6 protein-coding genes are annotated in these 4006 nt (G+C 33.4%); 1 reads left to right on the top strand and 5 read right to left on the bottom strand.

Going from position 1 to position 4006, the window contains the following annotated elements; all coding sequences use genetic code 11:
• Window positions 1-470 (top strand): tyrosine-type recombinase/integrase (locus tag AC1DOS_RS18480; RefSeq protein ID WP_477538685.1); only part of this gene is annotated, 470 nt, incomplete at its 5' end.
• A 573-nt stretch (window positions 471-1043) separates the two neighbouring features.
• On the opposite strand, the gene AC1DOS_RS18475 is transcribed toward AC1DOS_RS18480, so the two are convergent.
• The 5 genes from AC1DOS_RS18475 to AC1DOS_RS18455 all read right to left on the bottom strand — a co-directional run bounded on the left by AC1DOS_RS18475 (window position 1044) and on the right by AC1DOS_RS18455 (window position 3910).
• Window positions 1044-1448, bottom strand: coding sequence for a hypothetical protein (locus AC1DOS_RS18475; protein ID WP_477538684.1), 405 nt, complete (start codon window positions 1446-1448; stop codon window positions 1044-1046).
• Window positions 1449-1548: 100 nt separating this feature from the next.
• The gene (locus AC1DOS_RS18470; protein ID WP_477538683.1) at window positions 1549-2052 is read right to left on the bottom strand and encodes a DUF2716 domain-containing protein; all 504 of its coding nucleotides are present in this window, start codon (window positions 2050-2052) and stop codon (window positions 1549-1551) included.
• A 167-nt stretch (window positions 2053-2219) separates the two neighbouring features.
• A complete protein-coding gene (locus AC1DOS_RS18465) occupies window positions 2220-3158 on the bottom strand; it encodes an SMI1/KNR4 family protein (protein WP_477538682.1) in 939 nt (312 codons plus the stop codon).
• Between the two features lie 141 nt (window positions 3159-3299).
• Window positions 3300-3632 (bottom strand): hypothetical protein, encoded by a 333-nt coding sequence (locus AC1DOS_RS18460; protein ID WP_477538681.1) that lies wholly within the window; start codon window positions 3630-3632, stop codon window positions 3300-3302.
• Between the two features lie 104 nt (window positions 3633-3736).
• Window positions 3737-3910, bottom strand: a complete 174-nt coding sequence (locus AC1DOS_RS18455) for a hypothetical protein (RefSeq protein ID WP_477538680.1) — start codon at window positions 3908-3910, stop codon at window positions 3737-3739.
• Window positions 3911-4006 lie beyond the last annotated feature (96 nt).

Genomic DNA, 4006 nt, shown 5'->3' with positions numbered 1-4006 from the left:
TTGAAAAAGCAATCTTTGAGTTAATGTTTTCGACGGGTTGTCGGATCGGAGAAATCGTTTCGTTAGAAAAGAACCATATTAATTGGTCCAATCGATCTGCAATAGTCGGAGGAAAAGGCGATAAAGAGAGGGAAGTTTATTTTAATATACGGTGCGACATATGGCTTAAACGCTATATGGACAGTCGCACTGACAATGACCCAGTCATCTTTGTCACTGAAAGACACCCCCATATAATGAGTGTCGCCCAAATGAGATACATCATCAAGAGGATTTCAAATCGTGCTGGAATTAATAAAGAGATCCATCCACATCAACTCAGACACAGCTATGCTACTCATTTGTTGAATAATGGAGCACCCATTGAAGTCATTCAAAGTCTACTGGGTCACGAGAAGAGCGAAACTACCCGRATTTACGCTCAACTAAGTGGAAGRYTAMGGAARGARTATTAYCAGAAGTACTTTTAAATAAAAGGRGCAACGTCATTAAATGACGTTGCCCTACATTGACTAAAGCACCCGTTAGTTGATTAAGACCATACTTTTACTCCGTGTAATGTTCTTTAAAAATCAATTTGAACTTTGGCTTAAAATCAATTTCAATTGTTTGTGTAAAGTCATCATTCTGAATCCTTAAAAGTACACTTGTAAGGTCTTTTTTATCTGTTGTAATTTCAAATTTATCAACTCGCTTTAAATCTAAGAGTGATATCAATTTATTAGGAGTTCGTTGGGTTACTTGTATTTTTACTTCACTATAAGATGGAGAGAGTGTAACAATGAAGTCTTACTCACCATTAGAAAATTTATATGTTGCTTCATTTAAAAAAAAGTCTTTCGAAGTGGTATCAAACAATGTAGGTTCACACTCAAACAACGAAAGTAAATCAATTTCATTTGGGAAATTCTTCACACATAATCCTCGCCTTTCAACCCACTATTTTAACATTTGTCTTATTGAACTAACCTGCCCGTTAGTTCAATAAGACAAAAGCCGTCTATGCAGCTTTTGTCCTAACTCAAGCGCCCGTAAGTTCAATATTAACTTCTTTTTAATTCTGTTATTTTTGGCTCTTCAAATGAAATAATGTCAATTATGTGATTTAAACAAGGAATGCAATAATGAATGAAAGGATCATTAGGGAATATATCTTCTGCAATGGTACTAATTTTCACGAAATCCAAATACCTTGATTTCGTGAAAATCCTAAATCTTTCACCTTCAGAAATTTCATATTTATCGATTTCGGTAAAAGATTCATTGATTATGGAATAAGAAATATAAGATTCAAAATCCAGTTGAATAGTCGATGAATCTTTTTCAACTTCAAAAGGGGAATCAATACTACATATATTGATTAGTATCCTTAATGAATTTTCTTCAGGTTCAGTCAATTCATTAAGATAAATTAAATTTTTCCATTTCATTATGTCCCTGTAATTCATTAATAATCACTCTCTTCTTTACGTTTGAATTGTTTAATAACATAAATATTTAACTTTCCCATTTCAACTAAACTGCCCCGTTAGTTGAACAAGGTTTAAATTATCCCTGACGTAATATCTTTTGAAACATTCTCGGTTGATGTTTTTCAAAAGCTTTTATCAATTCTTTTCCAAAAATAGTGATGGTCTTTTCCCAAGGGTGTCCTAATAATCCCCACTCAAAATTCTTTTGAATAAAAAAGTAATAATCACCGTTTGGAAAAATAGGTACTGTCCATTCATCAAACTCACTTTTTGGAAACTCTAAACGGGGGGTTATCCAATAACCTGGATGCTGCCATTCTACCGCATACATATATTCATTCTTCTGTGTGAGTTCTTGAAAAACAAGCAATGACTTATCCTCTAGGTCATTATTAATCTCATCATAAGTATCTGAATCTCCGGACCTTTTTAAATACGGGGATACATCATATGTGATAAATGGATTTGGAACTTCAAAAGATGGGAAGTTTGATATGCTTGGTTCAAAATTAAATTCATCATATATCCTATCCCATACCTCTTTATATTGTAATGCGGATAATTCAATCCAATTTTCCATTTGAATAGCCACCTTTACGATGCTTTTATTGGGGGTAATTATATCATTTCTTGTTCAACTAACCTGCCCCGTTAGTTCAATAAGAAAAAGGCTTTCTCCTTATTGAAGTAAAACACCCGTTAGTTGACTAAGAACTAGTGTATATCAATACCTGTTGGTGAATAGCATTATTCCTCATCTCCAAAGCCAATCATCACTCCAACAACCTCTTTAGAAATGTTATATTTTACTTTCACTTCGTACATTCCGTCACCATAACCAGACATTGAAACCGCACCACCTGAAACAACTCCACCCTGTGAATCAGAAGCAACCATATCAGCACATGCAACATAATATTTTAATCCAACTTCATTAATCTCTATGTCATGGACATTTTTCACTTCATATTGGATGGCATCGTCTCTACCAAATGCTTTAAGATCGAAAATTCCAGCTTGTGCAGAGTCAACTCCAATCTGCTTATCGTTAACATGCCATTTTCCACTTGGTTTCTTTTCTCCATAAAATACGAGTAAACTTTCAACTGCTTCATCAGGTGTGTAAGATATTAATGCTGTCCATTTCCCATTTTTCACATTTGAAAGTATGATTTGCAGGTCTTCTTCTTTATCCACCTGATAACACGGATCAGAAACAATTAACTTTCCACTCTCTACTGTAAAGGTGCCAACTGTATTGGGCTTATTAGTATTGACTTTCGGCACATTCCGATCAATAAAAGTGCTTAATGATAATGCTTTACTGCTTAACCCAGTTTTGTCATTCCAAAGATGGACTTGTTCCTGCATAAATCTTTTTCTAATACGGTAGTAAAGTTTGTCACCATTCATCTTTTCACCAATACAAACCATATCACTCGGTAGATTTTCGGGTCTTTTCTCTCGATTTTGTTTTACGATATCATTTTTTAATGCTGAGCATTCGTTGGTTTGAATAAAGAACAAGGTCCAATCACAAAATTTTGCTCCATTCGTTTCTAAAAAGAGTTCCTTGTATTCATCTGGAAAAATAGCACCAAGTGCTTTTTCTGTTTTTTTCACTTCAAGTAACGACACTCCAGCCACTTTCGAACTTGGATTAATCATGTTTATTACTTTCTTCATCTCTTCCTCCTAGATACTTTCGAATTATTAAGACATACAAATTAACTATGAGTGTTTTCAATATTTATAAAGTAAAATAACGTCATTTCCTTATTGAACTAACCTGCCCCGTTTAGTTGAATAAGGAAGTTTAATTATTGATTAATTGTTCAATTGATTAAACCACTCTAAAAACCATTCCTGCGGCAAGCTAACTTGATTAATATCTAATGATTGTAATATTTTTTTGGAGTGAGGGTCTAATAAATATAAGTCCCATTGACATTCAATATCGCGTGCAATAGTGAAACACGTTAAATCGTATTCATTCAAGTCTTCCTCCTCGAAAATCATTGTAAGATTATCGCACCATTTCGCAAATTCAAAATGTGAGTATTTATTTTCTTTATTACATACAGTTCCTAATAATTTCTTAAGGTTTGCAAATGTATAAGGGGCGTCAATTATGGTTTCATTTAAGTATCTAAATGGCATTTTTATCTCCTTTTTCCCAAGTATTTTAGGTCCTTTTTCAACATTTCCTTGTTCAACTAACCTGCCCCGTTAGTTGAATAAGAAATCAAACTAAAATTATTACCCTAATCTCCTATTGCTTCTACCCACTTATTGTTCAGTACTGCTGTTTCGCAAAGTTTTTTTAACTCTTCAGCAAAATATCTTATTTTTTGGTCATACAAATTTTCTGTTATGTATGTACTTAATAAATCTTCACAAATGTTTATTAATCGCTTTATTTCTTGCTCATAAAACATTTTCACTCCATTTTCATCTAACCCAATAAGTAAATCAACGGGTTTTTTGGGTCCCTTTACCCAATAAGTAAATCAACGGGTTTTTTGGGTCCCTTT

The sequence above is a fragment of the Paenisporosarcina sp. P5_A11 genome (assembly GCF_056400705.1).
This window is presented reverse-complemented; position numbering and strand designations above follow the sequence as displayed.

Excerpts from the sequence above, each read along its gene's own strand:
- AC1DOS_RS18475 (WP_477538684.1), bottom strand. The coding sequence starts at position 1,448 with ATGAATTACAGGGACATAATGAAATGGAAAAATTTAATTTATCTTAAT.
- AC1DOS_RS18470 (WP_477538683.1), bottom strand. The coding sequence starts at position 2,052 with ATGGAAAATTGGATTGAATTATCCGCATTACAATATAAAGAGGTATGG.
- AC1DOS_RS18465 (WP_477538682.1), bottom strand. The coding sequence starts at position 3,158 with ATGAAGAAAGTAATAAACATGATTAATCCAAGTTCGAAAGTGGCTGGA.
- AC1DOS_RS18460 (WP_477538681.1), bottom strand. The coding sequence starts at position 3,632 with ATGCCATTTAGATACTTAAATGAAACCATAATTGACGCCCCTTATACA.
- AC1DOS_RS18455 (WP_477538680.1), bottom strand. The coding sequence starts at position 3,910 with ATGTTTTATGAGCAAGAAATAAAGCGATTAATAAACATTTGTGAAGAT.